Below are 16,613 nucleotides of genomic sequence, written 5' to 3'. Positions count from 1 at the left end.
ACCGTGGTGTTGTGACTGCATTTGCGCACAGACTTAAACCAGTATTCATAATCGGCTATGAATTCATAGTCCAGCTTCTTGATCTCCAAGTCTTCCTTGTCGTACTTCCAGCGGATGTAATCCCGGGTATGCTTCAGGGAGGTTTCATATCGCTCCAAGGTGCCGGGAGCAAATTCCGAACCCAGTAGGGACTTCATGTGCTCATTGTGCCGCTGAAAGATTTCCAGCAGAAACTGGTTTTCTTCGCTTTCACCGAGTAAGATGTTTCGAATGGCTTGCACGGTCAGCTCCTTTCCCTCATCCATCAGCTTTTGTCTGGCCTGCATCACTTTCATTTTGACCGAATCCAGATAAGAGTTCAGCTGCAAGGCGTCACTTTTATTTCCTATGGCCATCCCCAGCTTGGGGCTCCAGCGTTCTTTGGGCCAGTCCAGTTTGGTCGATAGCTCTTTCCGCTCTCCATTGACAGTAATTCTCAAAAAGATATAGTGAAGATTGTTCGGGCTGTTTTTCCGGGCTTTCAGAAAAAACGTTATCCGGAAGGTTTTTTCCATCATGACAGATTGATTTTGGTTTCAGATTTTTTCAACTAGCACAAAATCAATCGGAAAAAATCACCAGTTAGGGACCACTCCCTATTTTTTGAGGAAAGTCTAAAAAACCGTGCGTCTTTTAATTAATTAGTTTGAGACGCGTAGGTTTACGCTTTTTTTACCTGCATTTCTTTGTATTTGAATGAATTTCACCTATTTAATACGACATTTACCTAAGCGTTAATTCATTCAAATTCTAGACACTAACAACCGAAAACTAAATACATATAAATTACTTATTTTCAGTTATTTAGCTCAAAAAATTGAGCAAAATGCTGTAAAAACAAAAATCCCAACAAATTAATTTTGTTGGGATTTGAATTAGTTTGAAAACCAATTTTGCAGAGAGGAAGGGATTCGAACCCTCGATACCCTTTAGGGGTATACACGCTTTCCAGGCGTGCTCCTTCAACCACTCGGACACCTCTCTGTATGTATTTTTCCCAACTCCCCTTCAGAATCGGAGTGCAAAGAAAAAAATTATTCGACCCCTTTCCAAATTTCCCGCGAAAATACCCAAGCTTTCTCAGGTCGTCATCTCCCCCGCTATCGGAATGGTCAGTTTTCGCCGGATTTCTTCCCGATCTTTTGACTGCCCCAAAAGGAACATCAACTTGGTCACTGCCGCTTCGGTAGTCATATCCGCACCACTAACCACACCCACATTTAGAAGCTCTCGGGAGGTTTCATAGCGTCCCTGAATCACCCGTCCACCATTGCATTGGGATACATTGAGAATGATCAAGCCTTTGGCAATGGCCCGCTCGAGTGACTTCATAAACCAAGATTCACTGGGACTATTCCCCGATCCATAGGTCTCAAGAACCACCCCGCGTAGATCCGGGATGGCAAAGCAGGCATCCATGATTTTGTCTGTAATCCCCGGGAAAAGCTTGAGCACCATCACCCGATTGTCCAGCTCATTGAGCAATTTGAGCTTTTTGCTGGGTTCATAGGGACGAATAGCCGCCAATTGATAATCAATCACAATTCCTGACTCAGCTAAGGGCGAATAGTTTTCAGACTCAAAAGCATCAAAATGAACGCTCTGCACCTTTTTGGACCGGTTGCCCCGAAGAAGTAGGTGATTGAAAAAGATACAAACCTCCGGAACGATAGGCTTATCATCGATCTTGGCTGTCGCGATCTCCAAGCTACTCATCAGGTTTTCACGGGCATCCGAGCGAAGCGCTGAGATGGGCAATTGTGCACCCGTAAAAATCACCGGCTTATTGAGCCCTTTCAACATGTAGCTAAGCATAGATGCAGAGTAGGCCATGGTATCCGTACCGTGCAGCACCACAAAACCATCGTAGCTGTCGTAATTCTCGTAAATGATGTAGGCCATATCCTTCCAATGCAAAACAGAAACATTGGAGGAGTCAATCGGTGAGGGAAAAGAAATCACAGTGATAGCTACATCCAGATTATTAATAATCGGGATCTTCTCCAGAATCTGCCCAAAATTAAAGGGTACCAATGCCCCACTCTCATCGTAAGCCATGCCCAAAGTACCTCCGGTATAGATGATCAAGACCGAGGAAGTCTTACTGGTCTTGGCCCGGGTATTCAGGCGAACTATTTTATAATTCATTTTCAAATTTCTCAAACAAATTTAAGGCGTTTGACCTCGTAGCCTCAGCGACCTCATTAGCGCTCATTTGCATCAAATCTCCCACTCGCTCAGCAATGTAAGGCAAATAAGCGGGGGTATTTCGCTTTCCCCGAAAGGGTACCGGTGCCAAATAAGGTGCGTCTGTTTCTAAAACCAGATTCTCTATGCTCAGATGCGGTAAAACCTGATCCAAGCCTCCATTCTTGTAAGTGACTACTCCACCGATCCCTAGCAAAAAGTCCAGCTCAATAATCTGCATGGCCTGAGTCAAGTTGCCGGTAAAGCAATGAAAGATCCCTCTGAGCTTTCCATTTTGCATCTCCCGAATGATCTCTATAGTCTCATCCATGGACTCCCTGCAGTGAAGCACGATAGGAAGATCGAGTTCCAAGGCCCAGGATATTTGCTCGCGCAAAGCAATTTTTTGCTGCTCAAAGAAGCTTTTGTCCCAATACAAATCCAAACCTATCTCCCCTACTGCCGCAAAAGGGCGTTTCCACAGCCATTCTTTCATCACCTGAAGCTGCGCCTCAAAATCCTCCTTCACATCACAGGGATGCAAGCCCATCATGGGGATGCAGCGGCCCGGGTAATCCTTCTCCATTTGAAACATCTGATCGATGGTCTCCACGTCCACATTCGGCATGTAAATCCGCTCCACCCCTGCCTCTTGGATAGCGTCCATGACCGCTTTCCGGTCAGATTCAAATTTGGGAGAATAAATATGGGCGTGTGTATCAATAAGTCTCATCGGTACTTTCGGGATTTCCACTCGGTAGAAGAAGGCCAAAAGTAATAAAGAATACTCAGGAGGGTAAGCGGTAGGAAGTAAAAATCAAATAGAAATAATAAATGAATCTTTAGCCTTTGACAGGTTTTGGATGCGAAATACTGAATAAAGAAAGCAAGCAGAAGAGCTTTGAGCACTAGAAAGCCCCCCCCAAACAAGCCACTAGAAAGGATTAGAATGAAAATCAGGGGATAATAGGCAAACTGCAAACCTAAAGCCAATTGCCAATACCAAGGTAAAGTCACCACGCCACTCATCCAGCGTTTTCGCTGTTTGAGAAGATGAAATAGGCTTCCTTCAGCCTTGGTTCGTGCTAGTGACTTGTCACATACTTGATGGGAAATGGCAAATCCTGCCTGCCTGATTTTTTTGGAAATCTCCAAATCCTCTGTCAAGCTTTTACTTGCCGCTTCAAAACCTCCCGAAGCCAAATAAGCCTCCCGGGAAATACTCATATTATTGCCCAAACCCGTCGTGGGAATTCCCCCATCTGCAGCAACCTTGACAAAACCCAAGGTCATCCACCAGTCCAGCTCCTGAAATCTGCCTAAAAGACTTCTTCCAGCCACTTGGGTGATGCCCAAAACCATCCCCGTTTTGCCTGTGTAGGCTGCTAATAGACTTTGAATCCAATCACGATGAACTTCACAGTCGGCATCGGTAAAAAACAGGAATTCTCCCTGACAAAGCTTCCCCAGCTCCGCCAAAGCTTTCGCCTTTCCATTGCTGCCTAGCTCCGGCTTTTCTGTGTTGATGATTTTTACATTTTCTTTTCCCTTGGCCCATTGATGAAGTATTTCCAGAGTACGGTCCTCACTCTGATCATTGGCCAGAAGAAACTCCAGCTTTTCCACAGGATAGCTCAAATGATCCAAAGAGGCTAGTAATCTCGGGAGATCCTTCTCCTCATTACGTGCGGCTACCAGAATACTGACTTTCGGGAAATGATCAGGACTTTTGGCGGGGAAGCTTTTCCAGTGAAATTTCAAATGCCAAAGCCCAATCAGAAAAGGGCTAATCGAAAGAAAGGCCAATATCCAAGCGAGGGCTATCACAGCAGTTCGGTCTTCCAACCCCTATCCACCAGATAATCCAAAAATGTTGGAAGTATTCGAGTCAAGCGCTCTTGGGTTTTCTCCTGATCATGAAAAACTACAATCGAGCCTGAGTCCATTTTTTCGGTGCTCCCTTTGATCACCTGTTCATCATTCAAATCGAAATCATAGTCTCCAGAAAGCACATCCCACATAATGACTCTTCGGGTCTTAAGGAGTTCTTTGGCTTGGCTGGGTCGCAATTGGCCGTAAGGAGGCCGAAAAAGCTTGGTCTGGAGTCCCAGCTTTTCCTCCAAAATCTGATCACAAAGCTCAACATCCTGCAAATAAGCTTCCAAATTATTCTTCCAGCCTTTCAGATGGTGGTAGGTGTGATTGCCGATTTGATGTGCACTTTGGATGATTGTTTTTGCCAGGTTTGCATGCTTGCGGACATTATCTCCCACCACAAAAAAAGTCGCCTGTTGATTTCGCTTTGCCAGCTCATTCAGCACAAAATCCGTCGCTCCCGGTACAGGTCCATCATCGAAGGTCAGAAAAACTGTTTTCCCCTCAGTTGGAATTTTCCACTCCCTTTTTGGAAAAACTGCCTGTATCGTGGATGGAACCTTATGAATGACCATTTTTAAAGCGAAGACTGAATAATGTCAGATCATCCCGCAAAGCTTCTTTTTCTCGGAATTTTTCAAAGCGGGCAAGAAATGACTCATGAAAATCCTTGGGGTCCATACAAAGATGCCCGGAGACAAAGTCTTTCAAACGATCCTCCCCAAACTCCTCTTCGCTCTGATCCATGGCCTCGGTCAATCCATCCGTGTAGAGATGTAGCGTAAAATCTCCGCCAAGCTTCCTTTTTCCCGCCTCCATAAATGGCAGCTCCTCAAAGGCTCCAAGCACCGTAGTTCCCGCATGGAGAAGCTCGATTTCTCCAGCAAGCTCATGACAGAGAATGGGCGGATTATGCCCGGCATTTACATAGTCCAAGGTTTGGGTATTGCGATCATACATTCCCAGGAAAAAGGTGATGAAGCGCTCTCCATGGGTATTATCAAAAAGGGTAAAATTCAACTGATTGACAATGGCCGTGAGCGAGCGCTCTCCACTTCGCAAAAGAGTCCGAAGCGATGCCTGAAAATTAGACATCAGCAAAGCTGCGGCGATCCCTTTGCCCGACACATCTGCAATACAAAAAAAGTCAAGTCCGTCTGCCACACGAATCAAGTCGTAATAATCTCCTCCCACCATACTGTGAGGAATGTATGTCACCTTTGCCTGCAAATATCCTTCTTCGGGAAGATTCCGGGGAAAGAGCAACTGCTGCACCTGCGAGGCAATCGCCACCTCTCGATTGAGCACTTCCTGCTGTAATTGCTTTCGCGCAAAGCGCTTGTTTTCCAGAGCTACCACCAGAATATTGGTCAAGGCCTGTGTAAAGTTCAAATCCAGATCCTCCTCCAGCCGCTTGCGCTTAATGAAAAGAATCGCGAGCATTTTATCCTTATGATAGACGGGAAGGTAGGTCTCCAACTCTTCGAAGGAAAAGCCTTCATCCAGATGAAGTTCCAGCTTCTCGGCCGACTTGGTTTCGTGGATTTGATCCAAGGAAATGATTGGAGGAACCTTAGCTTTTACTCCATGGGAGATCTTTTTCTCAAAGCCCTTTTCCGTCTGCATATACAGTATCAAGGAGCGGATATTGAGGTGTATCAAGCAGGTGAACTTGAAAATCTCTGTGAGGGTGCTCTCCGGTTGATTTTCATTGATAGCCTGCGTGATCTCCAGTAGGGATTTGAGCTCCAGTTCTTTACGTTGATATTTTTGGTTGGTTTCTGTCAAAATCAAATTGCATTATGGGCCATCAACCCTTTTTTAGTAGCAAGGAAAAGCATGCTTTTGCCTTCGCTTAGAATATCTACATTTCCAAAAAGCTCATCATCGGGAGAAGCAAGACATTTGATCATTCCCTTTTGGAAAAGCGAATGAAGGGTCTGAAGCAATACCTCCTCACCCCAGCCTAGTTCTTCCAACAAATAATCAAATGATTGGACGAAATAAAGCTCGTCCAGCAAGTCAAATTCCTCGTCTGTCAGTTCCATTTACTTCAAAATTAACATTTCCTCGGATGCTTCTCCCCTTCCAGCTATAATTTCCAAAAATAGCTCCAAAACCGATACGAAGGGAATAGAACGGATGAAACAGACTCGTCCATAAAAAGGCACTTTCGCCGGGCTTTTCGCCGTAATATTCAAGAATCCCGCCAAGTGAGAATTTCTCTCCCAGATATTTCAAAGCCCAAATTGTGAAGAAATAAGCCCATCCCAAAATTCCTTCAAAAAGGAAGAGAATAGATCCCAGCCAAACTAATTGGAGAAGAAAAACAGTTACAGAAGCCAGCAAATGCGAGAGGGATTGATGGGCGCGCCATTTTCCCGCCCAACGGATGCGCTGATTAAAAAAAGCCTGCCAAATAGTCTCTGATTGGGTACGAACCAAAGCTTCTTTTTTGAACTGGTAATGCGTGCTTGCCTTCCCGAAAAATTGGTGGATTTTTTTTAGCAGAAACTCATCATCTCCTGATAGCCAATGTTCATTTCCTGCATAGCCACCGACCTTCAGGAAAGCGGATTTCCGAAAGGCTAAATTAGCTCCACTGCACATCAAGGGCTTTTTTTTCACAAAAGAAAAACCCGTCAAAAGCAGGATGCTCGCCCAATCCAAGAGTTGAAAATCAGCTAGAAATCCATCATCCCCCTCGGTCAATACCGGCCCAGCTACCAGCTGAATGGAAGAATCCGAAAATGGAGCTTTCATTTGCTCCAGCCAAGTCGACCTCCATTGGCAATCTGCATCCGAAGTGAGTATAAGATCCGTATTTGCCGCAGCTACTCCTGATTGAAGTGCAGCCTTTTTACCTGAGCCTGTACTTCGGATCAGCTTGTAGGACTTTCGGTTTTTGATCAGCTCTTGAAGCCTTTCAAAAGTGTCATCCTCACTTTGATCATCAATGAAAATAATCTCCTCTAATTCCTCCTCGATTTTTCCTAAATGATAGAGCATTCGATCCAGGTTTGAAGACTCATTCCGAACTGGAATCAAAAGGCTGGCTGTAAGCTGAGGCGGATCGAAATAGCGGTCCTGAACAGCCGCACTGATCCATTTGACCCGCAGGTAAACCAAGAAGAGGCAATAGACAAAGGCACCGATCAAATAAAAACTTAGCATCTTTTGGACTATCTTGCGGCAGTGAGTAAAGAAGCTAAAAAAGCCGCAAAGGAAAAAATCATTCTAGGGATAGACCCCGGCACCAATGTGATGGGCTATGCCCTGATTGTCACGGAGGGCAAGCAGTACAAATTACTTCAGTACGGAGTGATTCACCTGAAAAAGTACGGGACACATGAATTGAAACTCAAGAAAATCTTTGAGCGGATCACTGGTATTTTGGAGGAGTTTTTGCCCGATTCAGTGGCGCTTGAAGCCCCATTCTACGGAGCCAACGTGCAATCCATGTTGAAGCTAGGGCGTGCTCAGGGTGTGGCTATGGCAGCTGCCTTGGCACGGGAAATCCCCATCACCGAATACTCTCCCAAGAAAGTCAAACAGTCGGTAACCGGAAATGGAAATGCCTCCAAAGAGCAGGTTGCCGCAATGCTTCAGACACTTTTTAAGCTGGAAGAAATCCCCAAAATGCTGGATGCCACCGATGCTTTGGCTGTGGCACTTTGTCATCACTTTCACGAAGGACGAATCCAAAGCCGCGGTAGAGCTGCCGGTTGGAAATCATTTATCGAAGAAAATCCTGGAAGGGTGAAGAAGTAAGGGGGAAATGGTGATGTTTTCGAGTGATGCTAAGATCTATTTACCATAAAAGTCAACCCTTGGCTTCCTCCTGCGATTCTGCCTTGTCATGCAAGAGTTTGGTAATGTCGATCGGAGGAAGTAAATAACCACCCATTGGCCCAAGGTTGGTTATCTGAAAGATGATATTGCGCAAATTATTGATCACCATATTGAGGGTAGAAAACTTAGAAAGGTTGTTTTTTAGACCTTCATCAATTGAATCAGCATCTTTGATTTCAAAAGTAGCTCCACCTTCAACCATAATTTTATAACCAGGTTGAGGATTATCTTTATCTAGATTGACCTCTATCATGGTAAGAAGCTGAATCTCTTCAGTATCCTCGCTTTTTCCTAGCTCAAAATCAATTTCGACAGAGTAGCTTGAGAATAACTCATGCAAATCCAAACTTTCTACTTCAGGGACTTCAAATTCATAATGAGTCTGAAGCAGTTTGAAATCCAATAGTTGTAAGGGAGAGAATTTTGCTTTCATCCTGCCAATGCATAATCATCCTCTGGAGAAGGCTCTACAACCATTACCAATTGAGGATTGGATTTTTGATTTTTTAAACTCAAATACTGTTGGGTATGTGCCCATTTGCGATGATAATCCGTGATTTCTTGATTCACTTTTTCACGAATGACTTCCTCAGTTACCACCAACTCGTCTTCCGCAAGGATTGCTTGCAATTGAATTCCAAGAACTTCCTCCAACTTGGAAATTGTGGAAAGTTGAAAATCATTGGGTCCCTTTACCATTTTACTGACTAGCTGTCTGCTTACTCCCAATGCTTTGGCCAAATCAGTCTGATTCCAGCCGTTTTCATCCAGAGCATCTAAAATGCGCAAGGAAATCCGTGTGGACTTTTTTATCCATGCTTTATTTTGACTTCGGTATTTAACTTTTTCTTTCCAACCAGAAGCTGGGTTTTCCGTCGCCAGGTTTTTCAATTTTTCTTCCGTCTTGCTCATGGGTTCAAATGTCTAAATAAACAAACTCTCCTTCTTCTCCTTTTTCCTGAAGGTAATCTCTGACTAGATTCAATTTGTAAAGCTCCTCTTGGGTATGCTTTCGATCTTTCATCTGTTTGGTCAGTTTAATAGCACCTCCGGTAATGACAAACGAATTGCCATACCGAATGGCGTAAATTCTCAGAAATGAATTGCTGAGAATACCGTAAGCTTTGAGTTGTTGTAGTTCATAAGCTGTTTCAGCTTCCTTGTTATGGAGTGGTTTAAAAAATTCGCTAAGATGCTTTCCAGTTTCATCTTCAGCCAATTCAAATAAGGTCCCAAATAATTTATCGGCGTCATCGATAGCCTTTTCTACGATATGCCTGAGAGTAGCCTTTCCGTAGTACTTTTCATAGTCCTGTTTAAATTCTTTGAAAAACTCGCGCAAATCCCATGGATTCGCCCATTTTTCCTGCAGTAGTTCAAGAGCATCCAGATCACTTCCCTCGTACTTGACGGCGAAGAGGCAATCCTTACTGCGCTCAAAGATACTGACAATTTTCATACTGTCAACTTATAGGTTTACAAAATAGTTTAAAAACTCTTATTTTTTTCCATACCTCTCACTAGGCTCAGCAGCTATTGGTAAAAAAGGTTCTTCAACTGATTCCACTTGGACCACCTCCCTCAAACAACTCTGCATCCAGTGTTCTTGGGTGGTGTGATGGGTTTCGATTTCCTGTTCGAGCTGATCGCATAAGGCCATCAAGCCATTGACTTTTTCGACGATGGCTTTTTGTTCTTTTAATGAGGGAAGTGGAATTAAGAAATTCGCAATATTTCCCATACTTAGATTCGGCCTGGCATTATCAACTTGTTTATCAAACATATAAGAGATGCAGGTTGGGCTATTGAAAAAATGAAGCATGAAATCAAATGAATTAAGAGGAAGTAGTCTTATGATAGTAACAGCCTGATTTATGTTTGCTACTTCATCAATATTGTAAATGGCTGTTCTTCCAATTGAACCACCAACGATATTCATCAACAAATCATTTTTCTTTAATATAGATCTCGGCTCGATTTCATTGAATTTTGTCTCCACAAACTTCTTATTCTTCCATATTAGCTCATAGCTTCCAACGTTTTCACTTGTTACAAATAAAATTCCTTTTCCTTCTTCAACATATTGTACCCCTTGCCAATTAGGGGAAGATCCCTTTGTAATGAGTTCTGTGATTTGAGACAACCTACACCAAACCCACCCCCCTGGCAACTCATAAGGAATTTCATCTTCCGAAATCTCTGGAAGAGGCTTTTCCTTCTTGATCTTTCCGGCTTTGATCAGCTGTTCCTTTTCGGTTTTGATTTTTTCGAGGAGGACAGACGCAGGTTCGACTTCGACTCCCTGCCCGTCCGGCAGGCGGGCGCTCAGTCTGGCAGAAGAGCGCCAATGATGAGTCAACTTTCCTTGCACAGCGAGTTGGAGGATGGCTTCGCGGAGTTTTTTGATGCTGGACTTTTCAGTAAAGAAGATGCCAAACTGACTTTTTACCAGTTCCCAATGAGTTGCCACGTCTGACTCTGCAGCTTGAGTCAGCTGATTCAGAGCGGAAGTCACAAAGTCTTCCTTCAACTGTATCCTCTCCTTGGTCAAGGCTTCCAACTGCTCCACCTCGGCAAAAAGTTGATTGACCACTTCCACTATAGCTTTTTGCTCGGCGAGCGGAGGAAGACCAATAACTTCTAACAATAAGTTTTTAGTATCCAAGTGAGGGATGGCAGCACCAATCATATTGGAATTGGCTCTTTGATAATCTTGTTGAAAAATTATCTTAATGTACTCCTTGATAAAAGGAGGCGTCTCAATGATTGCCAAAGTGGAACCGACAATTCCAGTTTTTCCATCTAGTACTAACCCACTTCTCGATCCATCACAAACGACCAAAATATCTTCATCAGTGCATTTTGGAGCTTTTTCATCGTTACTAAATCTCCTGACATTTCCTCTGTCAAGCGCTTCAATATCTTGATATGGATAATTTTTTATTGTTTCAGAAAGATCCTTGGGGTTCTTCCCTTTTTGCAAAGTGAATAAGTCTTGGTTTCTCACTTGAATCCATTTAGAGGGAAGATCAAGCTCGATTTCCATTTCAACTTTTTGTGATTTTACCCTTCTTCCCTTTTTTGCCAAGTTTTCAGCATTGTACTTTTTGATTCGAACCAACAGCTTCTCGGCTGGTTCAATTTCAGGATTTTCTTCCCGCCACTTTTGGGTCAGTTTTCCCTGTACGGCAAGTTGCAGGATCAAGCCTTTGAGCTCTTCCGCGTTTTTGGGGTGCAGGGTCAGTTCTTTGAAGTGTTCCAGTAGTTGCATAGCGTTGTTTCCGTCATTGCGAGGAGGCACGACGAAGCAATCTTTTCATTTGATGAGATTGCTTCGCTGCGCTCGCAATGACGTTTTATTTTAAAGCTTCAGTTAAGACCTTGATTATCTCCTCCTGAATGGCAGAGATCTTCTTTTCGGTGGCTTGGTACTTTTTCAGCAGGACTTCCGGACTGTCGAGGTCATCGGTTTCCTGATGGGGATTTTTGATATCGAGGTTGTACCCCCGGGCTTGGATTTCGGCAGCGGAGACCTTCCAGGCATACTTGCTGTAGGCTTCATTTTCCCTGTCATTCCACCAGGCTTTTTCCAAGTCAAATTCCTTGATATGGATGGGCTTGCCCTTGTTGTAGCTCTTGACTCCCTCGGGATAGGGATGCTCGAAGTACCAAACCTCCTTGGTCGGAGTCCCTTTTTCGAAAAATAGGAGATTGGTCTTAATGCCTGTGTAGGGATTGAAGACACCGTTGGGCAGGCGCACGATGGTGTGCAGGTTGCAACGCTCCATTAGTTCCTCTTTGATACGGGTCTTGACACCCTCTCCAAAAAGCGTCCCATCCGGCAGGACTACCGCACATCTACCGCCGTCCTTTAGCAGGCGGATGATCAGAGCCAGGAATAGATCAGCGGTTTCCTTGGTTCGGAACTTCTGTGGGAAGTTGGTCTCCGTCCCATCCTCTTCCACCCCACCGAAAGGTGGGTTGGTGAGGATGATATCCACCTTGTCGCTTGCGCCCCAGTCTGCATAGGGCTTGCTGAGGAGGTTGTCTCTCCGCACGGCCGGCACATCGAAGCCGTGCAGCATGAGGTTGGTTGTGCAGAGTAAGTGAGGAAGGGGCTTCTTCTCGATGCCACGGATGGTGGCTTGCAGGTCGCGTTCGTCCTGATCGTTTTGGACGAGTTGCTTCTTATGATCGATGGCACAGGTAAGGAATCCGCCTGTACCGCAAGCCGGGTCGAGGACCGTTTCCTTGAGTTGGGGATTGACGATATCCACCATAAACTGCGTCACCGCACGAGGCGTGTAGTACTCCCCTGAGGAACCCGCCGACTGCAATTCCTTCAGGATGGTCTCGTAGAGGTCGTTGAAGAGGTGACGTTCTTTGCTGCTATTGAAATCGATTTGGTTGATCTGATTGATCACCTGACGGAAGAGCGTTCCGTTTTTCATGTAGTTGTAGGTATCCTCAAATACCGATCGGATGATCTTGGCTTGGGGACTGATGCTGAAGTCCAGTTCCTTCAGGGCGGGAAACAGCTCATTGTTGATAAAATCCATCAGGGCATCTCCGGTCAGGCCTTCTTCGTTGGCCGCCCAGGATTGCCACTTGAATCGGTCCGGAATCGGGCTTCGGTAGCCCTCGATGGTGATTTCCCATTCTTCTTCCTTATCCGCAAAAATCTTCATAAAGAGCATCCAGACCATCTGCGAGATGCGCTGTGCATCGCCGTCGACTCCCGTGTCCTTCCGCATAATATCGCGGATGCCTTTGATATTGGTGGTAATTGTGGTCATTTAGAATTTAATTCATTGTAAAATCTGATTTGAATAAATAAAAGCAAAATTAAGCCCGGATGAACTTTGTAACACCTCTACAGGCTTTGTTTGAAAGCTAGCATAACCATCCTTTTTTTCTAAAAATTTCTGAATTTCACTATTTCCAATAAATCTCCTATTTCTATCCTTAGATAACGAGATTCTACAAGAAATAACTCTTGATGAAGTATTGCTTCTTGTTTTGTAATTAAGAATTTCTCCCTGTTTTTGTCCGGAAATTATTTCAAACAATTCAAGTGGTAGTCCTATGAAAACTGCTAATTCATCTGAAATAGGATGAAACTTTCCAATTATTGATTTCTCAATATTACTGTAGTTGCCAATAGCTTGATCGGTGATGAAGAGTTGTTTGCCTGAACTATTTGTTAAAGTCAATTCATCAAGTTGGAGAACATCCTCAACCATGCTCAAGGCACTTATTCGATTTGTAAGGGTTATTGAGAAATAAGACCTTTTACTAATGAACTTGAAAATGGAGTTATAGTAGCTAAGTCGCTTAATTAATTTTATCTTTCTTCGTTGGCTAGAATTTAAATTGGATTCGATTGGTGGGTCGACTAGCCATAATTTCACATGGTTTTTTGGATCTATTGCAGTAATTCCACCAATTAACAAATCAACTCCATTGGAATATTTCTTTTTGAGGCTTTCATTCTTTTTTTTCTCTTTGATTTTGGACTTATGCAATACGATTTTTTGATCCTTATTGCCGCTGCTATCTGCCACTATTGAGCCTTTTGCTTCCGCCACAATCATTTTTGAAAAATCTGAAATTACGGCGCTGTTAAAATCAAAATCTTTGTGTCCTTGAATTTTTATCCTTTGCCAATCTGCATCTGTCAGACCATATGTAAAGCTTAAAAAGCTTAATATTCCAGCACATCCAATTGATTCTGAAATTCCAGTTTGCTCATTATTGTGTGAATATTTGGAATTAAACTTTTCATCGTTTTCAGAATACTTGGTGTAGACGTTTAAAGAACCCCATAAATCAGCAACCTGATTCCTTATGTTTCCAAAATTTCTAAATTCTGAAATTTCTGAGTTTTGATGATGAAACTGACTATAAACCTTAAAGTCTTCAAATGGAACCCTTACTCCATTTTTGATTGATTCATTAATGATTTTAAATTCTTCAGGATAGTTCGTTTCAATGAGGCTTTCTTCCTCTTTGTTGTAATATTCTACTTCAATTTTTACCAATCCCATTTTATGCTATCTGATAAATTTCCTTTTCCAATTCCTTGATTGCCTCCTCAAAATCCTTCCCTTTTCCAAAAGCGCGAACCAGTTCCACCGGCGAACCCAATTGATTCAGCGGCTGTACTTTAAGCACGGAGCCTTGCTCAATGGTCGTGATTCCTTCTTGCTCATACTTATCTAGCAGGGCATTGAGCACGGCTTGGGCCTTTTCTCCGTATTTGGCAAAGTAATTCCGCTTGCGCACTTGGTCGGCTCGCTCCTTTCGGGTGAGTGCAGGCTGATCAAATGCCACATGGCAGATTAGGTCAAAATCGTCCAGCTCTTTACCTACTTCTTCCCGAAGGGCTTCCAGTAGAATACCTTGCTCGGCCAGTTCGGCGAGTAGCACTTCCTTCTTCTCAGCTTCAGTCCAGCGCTGGATAAAGTCATCCAGAGAACCGAAACTCTTATCGATATTTTTGCGGGTGTAGTCTTTAAGTGATTCGGTAATCAGTCGCCCATCGGCCCCAAAGTACTGGACCCGCTCATTGATTACAGTGACTGGTACATCATTAACATAGTATTTTTTAGGCTCTTCTTCCGGGTCTCCCATGATTATTCCAATATCTGGAGGAAGTGGATCAAATGGTGGCCGAGGCATTTCACCAACGCCTTCAGATTCTGGACCTAAGTCGTCTCCTTCTTCAGGTGGTACAGGAGAATCGTCTATTCCCGGTTCGTAGATCTGTACGGGGTCCCCATCAAACTCGGGATCGGCGAATAGATTGGTGGCCTTCCGAAAATCCATGATTGTAAAGTAAAGCTTTCCTTCAGCTTCTCGGATTCGAGTTCCTCTCCCCACGATCTGCTTGAATTCGGTCATGGAACCGATATTCGCTTCCAACACAATCAATTTGACCATTTTGGTATCGATCCCGGTGGTCAGCATTTTGGAGGTAGTGGCGATTACAGGGAATCGCTCTTCCACATCTGTAAAGTTGTCCAGTTCTCGCTTGCCTACTTCATCGTCACCTGTGATTTTGACCACGTACTGTGGGTATTGTGACACCAAATCGGCATTAGCATTAATCAATGCTTGCCTCATTCGTTGGGCATGCTCAATATCAATGCAAAAGACTATTGTCTTGGCAAATCGGTCAGTAGCTTTGAGGAATTCGGTGATCTTCTCTGCAACCAATTGAGTCCGCTGATCGATGACCATTTTCCGATCGTAGTCTTTCAGATTGTAGATTCGGTCTTTGATTTCATGACCAAACTTGTCCAGCATTCCTGTGGTAGGTCTCCAGCCTTCATCTAGATTAGTGGTGATGCGGACTACTTTATAGGGAGCCAAAAAACCATCCATAATTCCCTGCTTGAGCGAATAGGTATAGACAGGCTCTCCATAATAATCCATATTGGAAATATCCTTGGTTTCCTTTGGAGTGGCCGTCATCCCGATTTGGGTAGCGCCTTCAAAGTATTCCAAAACTTCACGCCAAGCAGATGCTTCAGAAGCTGATCCTCTATGGCACTCATCCACTACGATCAAATCAAAAAAGTCTCTACTGAATTCTTTGTAGGCATTTTTCTCTTCCTCATTACTGGTCAAGCCTTGATAGAGAGCAAAGTAGATTTGGTAGGACTTGTCGATTTTTCGGTTTTTGATGATATGCATGATATCATTTCCGAAAGGAGAAAAGTCACCGTTTTTGGTTTGAGTCAACAATGCATTCCGATCTGCAAGGAAGAGGATTCGTTTTTTAACACCAGTTTTCCAAAGTCTCCAAATCAAGTTGAAAGCAGTATAGGTTTTTCCTGTACCAGTCGCCATGACCAAGAGAATCCGATTTTGTCCCTTGGCAATGGCTTCAATGGCTCTGTTTACAGCATTGACTTGATAGTATCTTGGATTCATTCCTGAATCATCCGCATAGAATTCTTGCTCGACAACTTCCCGGGATTGGGTTTCTGCCAAGCCTTTATGTTTCAAATACTTTTCCCAAAGCTCTTCAGGAGAAGGAAACTCATCCATCAATAACTCTTTCTCCCGAACCTCTTCATTGGTTTTATCATGGAAAATGAATGAATCTCCGTTGGAGGTAAAAACAAATGGAAGTTGAAGGATTTCAGAATATTCAAGAGCTTGCTGCATCCCCGAACCTGCTGCTTTCTTATTGTCTTTTGCTTCGACAATAGCGATGGGAATATTCTTTTTATAGTAAAGGATGTAATCGGCTCTTTTTCTCTTTCCACGGGTGTGAAGTGAACCTTGGACGATAATACGTCCATCTGTAAAAAACACTTCCTCCCGAATCTGCTTTTGGATATCCCAACCAGCTTTCTCTAAGGCAGGGGTGATAAATTTGGTACAAATGTCCCGTTCGGAAAGGCTCTTTTTATCCATTTCAAAAAGTCATAAGAAATAATTAAAGACTAAATATATCGATTTCAACCAAAACCAAAAACAACAATTTAGTCTTCCGGAAATGGAAAAATAAAATATACTCTTATAATGAAATCAATAGATACGGCTATTATCAATTTAAAAACGAGAAAAAACAGCTTCCTATATCCATGCTTTATAGTTTAAGAACCCTTCCTGATTTTATGGATAGTTAAACTTTTACTTCTAATAAA

The 16,613-nt window shown here is 43.4% G+C and carries 16 protein-coding genes and 1 tRNA gene; 1 reads left to right on the top strand and 16 read right to left on the bottom strand.

The annotated features are described in order from the left end of the window. From G457_RS0118860 to G457_RS0118820, 9 genes are all read right to left on the bottom strand, one after another. On the bottom strand, window positions 1-557 hold a 557-nt coding region (locus G457_RS0118860), incomplete at its 3' end, for a phage integrase SAM-like domain-containing protein (protein WP_035483720.1). A gap of 378 nt (window positions 558-935) precedes the next feature. Next, window positions 936-1,023, bottom strand: a tRNA-Ser gene (locus tag G457_RS0118855). Between the two features lie 96 nt (window positions 1,024-1,119). Continuing rightward, window positions 1,120-2,187 carry an asparaginase gene (locus G457_RS0118850; protein WP_026947844.1) on the bottom strand — a complete coding sequence of 356 codons (1,068 nt, stop codon included), beginning with the start codon at window positions 2,185-2,187 and terminating at the stop codon, window positions 1,120-1,122. Next, a complete protein-coding gene (locus tag G457_RS0118845) occupies window positions 2,177-2,959 on the bottom strand; it encodes a TatD family hydrolase (RefSeq protein WP_035484285.1) in 783 nt (260 codons plus the stop codon). The genes G457_RS0118850 and G457_RS0118845 overlap by 11 nt, the downstream gene beginning before the upstream one ends. After that, the gene (locus G457_RS0118840) at window positions 2,956-4,053 is read right to left on the bottom strand and encodes a glycosyltransferase (RefSeq protein ID WP_035484332.1); all 1,098 of its coding nucleotides are present in this window, start codon (window positions 4,051-4,053) and stop codon (window positions 2,956-2,958) included. The genes G457_RS0118845 and G457_RS0118840 overlap by 4 nt, the downstream gene beginning before the upstream one ends. Next, a complete protein-coding gene (locus G457_RS0118835) occupies window positions 4,050-4,676 on the bottom strand; it encodes a polysaccharide deacetylase family protein (protein ID WP_026947841.1) in 627 nt (208 codons plus the stop codon). Before G457_RS0118835 ends, G457_RS0118840 begins: the two co-directional genes overlap by 4 nt. Continuing rightward, window positions 4,663-5,889, bottom strand: a complete 1,227-nt coding sequence (locus tag G457_RS0118830) for a PP2C family protein-serine/threonine phosphatase (protein ID WP_407637283.1) — start codon at window positions 5,887-5,889, stop codon at window positions 4,663-4,665. Before G457_RS0118830 ends, G457_RS0118835 begins: the two co-directional genes overlap by 14 nt. 2 nt (window positions 5,890-5,891) lie before the next feature. Next, a complete protein-coding gene (locus G457_RS0118825) occupies window positions 5,892-6,149 on the bottom strand; it encodes a hypothetical protein (protein ID WP_322786348.1) in 258 nt (85 codons plus the stop codon). Then, the gene (locus G457_RS0118820; RefSeq protein ID WP_026947838.1) at window positions 6,124-7,275 is read right to left on the bottom strand and encodes a glycosyltransferase; all 1,152 of its coding nucleotides are present in this window, start codon (window positions 7,273-7,275) and stop codon (window positions 6,124-6,126) included. The genes G457_RS0118825 and G457_RS0118820 overlap by 26 nt, the downstream gene beginning before the upstream one ends. A 21-nt stretch (window positions 7,276-7,296) precedes the next feature. Here G457_RS0118820 and ruvC point away from each other — a divergent pair, with 21 nt between their 5' ends. Beyond that, window positions 7,297-7,872, top strand: a complete 576-nt coding sequence (gene ruvC / locus G457_RS0118815; RefSeq protein WP_026947837.1) for a crossover junction endodeoxyribonuclease RuvC — start codon at window positions 7,297-7,299, stop codon at window positions 7,870-7,872. Window positions 7,873-7,924: 52 nt separating this feature from the next. Here ruvC and G457_RS0118810 read toward each other — a convergent pair whose 3' ends face one another. The 7 genes from G457_RS0118810 to hsdR all read right to left on the bottom strand — a co-directional run bounded on the left by G457_RS0118810 (window position 7,925) and on the right by hsdR (window position 16,380). Continuing rightward, a complete protein-coding gene (locus G457_RS0118810) occupies window positions 7,925-8,386 on the bottom strand; it encodes a hypothetical protein (RefSeq protein ID WP_026947836.1) in 462 nt (153 codons plus the stop codon). Then, a complete protein-coding gene (locus G457_RS22420; protein ID WP_051260914.1) occupies window positions 8,383-8,865 on the bottom strand; it encodes a helix-turn-helix transcriptional regulator in 483 nt (160 codons plus the stop codon). Before G457_RS22420 ends, G457_RS0118810 begins: the two co-directional genes overlap by 4 nt. A gap of 4 nt (window positions 8,866-8,869) precedes the next feature. After that, the gene (locus G457_RS22415) at window positions 8,870-9,412 is read right to left on the bottom strand and encodes a hypothetical protein (RefSeq protein ID WP_026947835.1); all 543 of its coding nucleotides are present in this window, start codon (window positions 9,410-9,412) and stop codon (window positions 8,870-8,872) included. Between the two features lie 39 nt (window positions 9,413-9,451). After that, window positions 9,452-11,224: a restriction endonuclease subunit S gene (locus G457_RS21935; protein ID WP_051260913.1), complete on the bottom strand. Its 1,773-nt coding sequence runs from the start codon at window positions 11,222-11,224 to the stop codon at window positions 9,452-9,454. Window positions 11,225-11,309: 85 nt separating this feature from the next. Next, complete coding sequence (locus G457_RS0118790) at window positions 11,310-12,749, bottom strand: class I SAM-dependent DNA methyltransferase (protein WP_026947834.1); 1,440 nt, start codon at window positions 12,747-12,749, stop codon at window positions 11,310-11,312. Window positions 12,750-12,761: 12 nt separating this feature from the next. After that, window positions 12,762-14,000 carry a hypothetical protein gene (locus G457_RS0118785; protein ID WP_026947833.1) on the bottom strand — a complete coding sequence of 413 codons (1,239 nt, stop codon included), beginning with the start codon at window positions 13,998-14,000 and terminating at the stop codon, window positions 12,762-12,764. Between the two features lies 1 nt (window position 14,001). Next, window positions 14,002-16,380, bottom strand: a complete 2,379-nt coding sequence (gene hsdR / locus G457_RS0118780) for an EcoAI/FtnUII family type I restriction enzme subunit R (protein WP_026947832.1) — start codon at window positions 16,378-16,380, stop codon at window positions 14,002-14,004. Between the last annotated feature and the right edge of the window lie 233 nt (window positions 16,381-16,613).

Source organism: Algoriphagus marincola DSM 16067, from assembly GCF_000429405.1.
Lineage (GTDB): Bacteria > Bacteroidota > Bacteroidia > Cytophagales > Cyclobacteriaceae > Algoriphagus > Algoriphagus marincola.
Note: the sequence above shows the minus strand (reverse complement) of the source record. Positions and strands in the feature narration are given on the sequence as shown.

Bases quoted from the DNA above. Each gene is read 5' to 3' on its own strand.
- G457_RS0118850 (WP_026947844.1), bottom strand. From the start codon at position 2,187: ATGAATTATAAAATAGTTCGCCTGAATACCCGGGCCAAGACCAGTAAG.
- G457_RS0118810 (WP_026947836.1), bottom strand. From the start codon at position 8,386: ATGAAAGCAAAATTCTCTCCCTTACAACTATTGGATTTCAAACTGCTT.
- G457_RS0118785 (WP_026947833.1), bottom strand. From the start codon at position 14,000: ATGGGATTGGTAAAAATTGAAGTAGAATATTACAACAAAGAGGAAGAA.
- G457_RS21935 (WP_051260913.1), bottom strand. From the start codon at position 11,224: ATGCAACTACTGGAACACTTCAAAGAACTGACCCTGCACCCCAAAAAC.
- G457_RS22415 (WP_026947835.1), bottom strand. From the start codon at position 9,412: ATGAAAATTGTCAGTATCTTTGAGCGCAGTAAGGATTGCCTCTTCGCC.
- G457_RS0118835 (WP_026947841.1), bottom strand. From the start codon at position 4,676: ATGGTCATTCATAAGGTTCCATCCACGATACAGGCAGTTTTTCCAAAA.
- G457_RS0118825 (WP_322786348.1), bottom strand. From the start codon at position 6,149: ATGGAACTGACAGACGAGGAATTTGACTTGCTGGACGAGCTTTATTTC.
- G457_RS0118790 (WP_026947834.1), bottom strand. From the start codon at position 12,749: ATGACCACAATTACCACCAATATCAAAGGCATCCGCGATATTATGCGG.
- G457_RS0118820 (WP_026947838.1), bottom strand. From the start codon at position 7,275: ATGCTAAGTTTTTATTTGATCGGTGCCTTTGTCTATTGCCTCTTCTTG.
- hsdR (WP_026947832.1), bottom strand. From the start codon at position 16,380: ATGGATAAAAAGAGCCTTTCCGAACGGGACATTTGTACCAAATTTATC.
- G457_RS0118845 (WP_035484285.1), bottom strand. From the start codon at position 2,959: ATGAGACTTATTGATACACACGCCCATATTTATTCTCCCAAATTTGAA.
- G457_RS22420 (WP_051260914.1), bottom strand. From the start codon at position 8,865: ATGAGCAAGACGGAAGAAAAATTGAAAAACCTGGCGACGGAAAACCCA.